Origin of the sequence: Burkholderia sp. ABCPW 14 (genome assembly GCF_001523835.1) — a bacterium.
GTDB lineage: Bacteria > Pseudomonadota > Gammaproteobacteria > Burkholderiales > Burkholderiaceae > Burkholderia > Burkholderia mayonis.
Genome location: NZ_LOVS01000206.1, coordinates 1 through 5,633 on the forward strand (window position 1 = coordinate 1; position 5,633 = coordinate 5,633).

The following is a 5,633-nucleotide window of genomic DNA, read 5'->3' on the forward strand; positions in this document are numbered from 1 at the left end:
CCGACCCGCCGTTCTGAACGGTACCGCCGTCGCAACACGTCAAAGGGGCCCGAGGGCCCCTGCGTACTTGAGAAAATTACTCAGCATTGCGCCGCCGTTTAAGCGCGGTTTTACGCCGCCATCAACAGCCTCTGGCTGAATGTTGTACATCGGGCGTCAAAGGGCCTCTATTAAGCTGATCGCCGCCGCTGGAGCCCTGCTGCTCGGATGACCGGCTTGGGGCGAGAAACGCCGGTTGCGTCTGACGCATTCCGGCCACGATGAAATCTTTAGTTCGTCGCTTTGAGAGCTTGATTTATATTGGTTGCCCCCGGTCGGATACCAGATGGCGATGCTTATGGCGAAAGGGCCGTCCCTGAGATGCACGAGCAGATTCTGACGAAAGCGAGGGGAACATAGGTATGCACGAAATCATTTGCCCACATTGCGGGAAAGCATTCAAGATCGACGAGGCGGGGTACGCGGACATCCTGAAGCAGGTTCGCGATAGCGAGTTCGAACAGCAATTGCACGAGCGACTTGAGTTGGCTGAGCAAGATAAGCGGAATGCCATTGAACTTGCCACGACCAAAGTCGCCAATGAATTACAGAAAGTTGCCGTGGCCAAGGACTCCGAGATCCAGGAATTGGAGGCTAGGCTCGATGCCGGCGAAGTTACTAGGAAGCTTGCCGTGACCGAAGCCTTAAGCGCCGTGGAGAAAGAGAGTGACGCACTAGCGAACGAACTAGAGCAGGCTAAGCGTGACAAACTTGCCGTGTCCGAGTTAGCCGAGGCAAGGCTGGTGAGCGAACTTCAGAGGACTGCAGCGGCGAAAGATGCGGAGATCCGAGATCTGAAGGCCAGACTTGACGCCATCGAGGTTGCGAAGAAGCTCGCGATTACCGAGGCTGTCGGTGCGGTCGAAAAGGAGCGTGACGACCTGAAAAGCGGCCTCGCGCGGGCTGCGCTTGAAAAGCAGCTCGCGGAGCAGTCGCTGAAGGACAAGTACGAGACGCAGATCAAGGACCGCGACGACGCGATCGAACGTCTGCGCGACATGAAGGCCCGCCTGTCGACAAAGATGGTAGGCGAAACGCTTGAGCAGCACTGCGAGACCGAGTTCAACCGCATTCGGGCGACGGCGTTTCCGCGTGCGTATTTCGAGAAAGACAACGACGCGCGCATGGGCAGCAAGGGCGATTACATTTTTCGCGATTCGGACGAGGCCGGAACGGAGATCGTCTCGATTATGTTCGAGATGAAGAACGAGAGCGATCGCACTGCGACGAAGAACAGGAACGAGGATTTCCTGAAAGAGCTGGATAAGGATCGCACCGAGAAAGGTTGCGAGTACGCCGTCCTGGTCTCTCTGCTTGAACCAGACAGTGAGCTCTACAACACCGGGATCGTCGACGTGTTTCACCGCTACCCGAAGATGTATGTGGTCCGGCCGCAGTTTTTCATCCCCATCATCACGCTGTTGCGAAATGCGGCGATGAACTCGCTCAAGTACAAGTCGGAACTGGCGCTTGTGAAGGCGCAGAACATCGACATCACGAACTTCGAAACCGAACTCGAGTCGTTCAAGACTGCTTTCGGGAAGAACTACGAACTTGCTTCCCGGCGTTTTCAGACGGCGATCGACGAGATCGACAAGTCGATCGATCATCTGCAGAAGACCAAGGAGGCCCTACTCGGCACCGATCGGAACCTGCGTCTGGCCAACGACAAGGCGCAAGACGTGACTATCAAGCGGCTGACCCGGGGCAACCCGACGATGGCGGCAAAGTTTGCCGAGCTCAAGAATCAAAATCCTTCCGATGCCGAATAGATCAGGGATGGAATAAATTTTTATCGGATATGCAATGACTGACAGAAGCGCCGTTGACACTATTCGGGGGTATTTTTACCAGTTCGATCTGTCAATCCTCAGCGTCTTGCAACTAACGTCGCCGGACGATTCCGTCGAGATCGAATGCACCGAAGACATCGACATCCGGACCGCAACCGAGGTTACGGCCACCCAATGCAAGTATTATGCGAAGACAGAATACAACCACTCCGCAATCAAAGATGCAGTAAAGCACATGGTGTCCCACTTCAAGGAAAGCTTGGCGGGAACGAAACCAAGTATCTCTTACTCCATTAAGGGCCACTACGCTTCGGGTCAGGAAAAATTGGATGGCGGCATCGACGTCGATTTCCTGAAAAAGCATTTCCTCACGTACTCGGAGGGAAAAGGCGCTGCCAAGGTTACGCGCTACCACCATTCTGAGCTTGGCCTTTCCGATGCCGATCTCGAGGAATTCCTGAAACGCTTCACCATCGACATTAGGGCAAAGGAGTTTGACGAACAATATCGCGAGGTACTCGACGCCGTCCGAGTGATCTTCGGCGGCACGCCGTTCTCAGCCGAATACTTTTACTACAACAACGCGTTGGCCGTTATCCGCGAGCTCTCGATCAAGGCAGTACCGACCGACCGGACAATCACGAAGAAGGAGTTCCTGGCAAGAATCGACACCTCCACGATCCTGTTCAACGAGTGGTTCGTCGAGAAGAAGGGCAAGAAAGCGCATCTTGCCGCGCTCCGCAAGGAATACTTTACCGAGCTCAACGTATCCCCGTATGAGCGTTTCTTCCTAATCGAAGCGGACGCTGACTCGTATGTCCGGAGCGACCTCAAGGACCTCTTTTTCGAGCTTTCTAGGAAGTGGGCCAAGCTGTCCGCACGAGAGCCCTCCCCCTTCTGCCCGTATATCTACGTCCACGGCGTAGCAGACGACGAGTTGCTCGCGCTGAAGAGAGAGCTTAGCACGGAAGGATTCAAGCTCATTGATGGCCACGACTTTCAAGGCGCGGACTTCGATTACCACTCAATCACGCAGAAAGCCACGCATGGCAATGGGATAAAGATAAAGGTCTTGAACACCTTGGCCAACGTCGAGCAAACCGTGGATGCGGTTACCAAGACCCGACGCATCTACCAGTTCCATTTGGGCAGCAGCTACTTCGACTACGACAAGCCTGCAGTTCGGCACGTCAAGATTCAGGTAGAACGGCTGTTGGACGTCAAATCCATCATCTAATCGCAGGCGCATGAGCATGACAAACGCACAGGAAGAAGACCAAATCAACGCCCAGGTAATCGCTGTCTTCCCCGACAAGGTACGCATTGTCGTGGACGACCTCGAAGACTTCAAGCTGGCGGAAGAATCGCTGAAGGTCGGCTCTTACGTAAAGATTGCAGACAACGAGAATGCGGTCCTCATAGCCATTATCGAGAATTTCCAGATCGTCGTCAGCGCGGATGGGACGCGGGACCACATCATCGAAGCCTTTCCGCTTGGCATCCTGAGAGACGGCAAATTCGAACGCGGCGGCGATTCGCTTGCGATCCCGCCGAAGGAAGTCCAACCCGCGACCATCGCCGACATCAAGAAGATTTACGACGACTCAGTCCCTGAAGCGGAGAGGTTCCGCTTTGCGACGCTGGCGTCGAATAAGAACGTCCCCGTTCCCGTCAACGGAAACAAGTTCTTCAACAAGCACATCGCCGTGGTCGGTTCCACCGGCTCCGGCAAGTCGCACACCTTGGCTACTATTATCCAGAAAGCAGTAGCGGAGAAGGATGGGAACTTCTCACTCAACAATTCTCACGTGATCGTTTTTGACATTCACTCGGAGTACAAGTCGGCGTTCCCTTCCGCAAACCACATCGATATCTCGAATCTGGTTTTGCCATATTGGATGCTGAACAGCGAAGAACTGGAGGAGTTCTTCCTCGATACCGAAGCCAACGACCACAACCAGAGGAACATCTTCAAGGAAGCGATCATCCGAGACCGGCGTGCAAAGTTCTCCGGCCCGGAAGCCGAAAAGCAAAAGATTCACCTGGACACGCCTATCCTGTTCGACATCAAAGAGGTGCTTGCGTACGCAATCGCAAAGAACGAAGAGATGGTCGATACCGGGGAAGTCTACGCGGCCAGCAATAAGGAAAAGGCCGGACAGCCAAAGTATACGCAGGGTAGCCTTTACGGAAAGCTGACCAACTTCGTGAACCGGCTCGAGAATAAGGTTAATGACAGCAGGCTCGGCTTTTTCTTGGGCGAGAAGTCGAAGAGTATTACGTTCGAGGAAACGCTCCAGACACTTCTCGGTTACCCGTCGCCAAATAAGTCGAACGTTACCGTCATCGATCTCAGCGGGGTCCCATTCGAGGTGTTGAGCATCACTGTCTCGCTCATATCACGCCTGGTATTCGAGCACGGGTACATCTACAAACGTCTGCGCTGTGCCATCAATCCTGGCGAGAAGATCAACAACGATGTACCTATCCTGCTGGTCTACGAGGAAGCGCACAAGTACGTGCCAAACAGCGATCTATCCAAGTACCGGGCGTCCAAGGTCTCCATCGAACGTATCGCAAAGGAAGGCCGGAAGTACGGCGTCACCTTACTGCTCGCGAGCCAGCGACCATCCGAGATATCCGAAACGATCTTCTCCCAATGCAGCAACTTCATCGCTATGCGCCTTACAAATCCGGCAGACCAAGGATACGTGAAGAAACTGCTTCCAGACTCGCTCGGCTCGCTGATCGACAAGATGACGTCGTTCCGGCAAGGTGAAGCGCTGCTGGTAGGTGAATCCATCATCCTTCCGTCAATCGTCCAGATCGACCCGTGCGCTAACGCGCCATCTTCCAACGATATCCCTTATTGGCAGCTCTGGAAGGAGGAATGGAAGGAAATGGACTTCGCGGCCATCAAGGCCGAGTGGTACAAGTAAGCTATGCCTTTGATATTTTGCTACAAATTGTTACAAAATACCTGCGATGACAATGCCATTGTCTCCAATATCGTACCCGTAAGGAAGTGGGGGGCTCTGATGCCTTATCTGGCATGGTTCTCCCCGCTTTTTTCGATCCCAGCCGGGGCCGGATAAGGCCTCGACAATTTCCCTCCTTCGTCGAGCACCGACATTGCAGCTAAATTGCAGCTAATTTCAGCTCAGGCGGCAAGCTCACCACGGCGGTAGCATCCAAGACGACAACTGCCGTTGCCTCCGCCGCGTGCTTGCCGCAGCGAGATAGCACTGCCGTCGCGCCTTTGCTTGCATGGCGCGCATGCTGCCCATGTGTTCGAATTCCCAGCCATGACTGACATGATTTCGGACCGTCAGCGCTCACTCGCCGCGGATCATGCATCCGAAGACGCGCCGTTTCCCGATCGACTAATTTCGCCAGCGTCCTTTGGGCATGTACCATTTCAATTATCGAATCGATATTCCAGTAATTTTGATTATTGACTGACTGACAAATAAAGACTCATTCCGTTGATATAATAAAAAATACAAATCGCAGGGCATTTCGGAAAATTAATTGGCACATCTCGAATTAAAGTCCTAGCATAAATTCCATTGGCATCGCGAATAGCTTCCAAACGTTGGCCTTGTCGATGTCCGGCATGTTTGCAGCAAAGGAGGCGACATGAGCACTACCGGTTTGAAAGGCGGAAAAAAAGGTTCATCGCAGTAAACCGTGGAGGGTTTGATGGAGATTGCGTAACCTGACGCCTGATTCTATAGAGGTCAGGAGGAAGAATTGCACGATCGCAAGGCACTTCAGGCACTGGGCGGCTGGACCGGCTAT

3 protein-coding genes are annotated in these 5,633 nt (G+C 53.6%); all 3 read left to right on the top strand.

From position 1 onward, the window contains the following. Window positions 1-401 precede the first annotated feature (401 nt). Genes WS62_RS31175 through WS62_RS31185 form a run of 3 tightly spaced genes read left to right on the top strand, consistent with a single transcriptional unit; the run spans window position 402 to window position 4,771 of the window. Window positions 402-1,811 (top strand): DUF2130 domain-containing protein, encoded by a 1,410-nt coding sequence (locus WS62_RS31175; protein ID WP_066579253.1) that lies wholly within the window; start codon window positions 402-404, stop codon window positions 1,809-1,811. Between the two features lie 34 nt (window positions 1,812-1,845). Further along, on the top strand, window positions 1,846-3,069 hold the full coding sequence (locus WS62_RS31180; RefSeq protein WP_066579256.1) for a DUF4297 family anti-phage-associated protein: 1,224 nt from the start codon (window positions 1,846-1,848) through the stop codon (window positions 3,067-3,069). Window positions 3,070-3,085: 16 nt separating this feature from the next. Beyond that, window positions 3,086-4,771: an ATP-binding protein gene (locus WS62_RS31185; RefSeq protein ID WP_066579259.1), complete on the top strand. Its 1,686-nt coding sequence runs from the start codon at window positions 3,086-3,088 to the stop codon at window positions 4,769-4,771. Window positions 4,772-5,633: the final 862 nt, after the last annotated feature.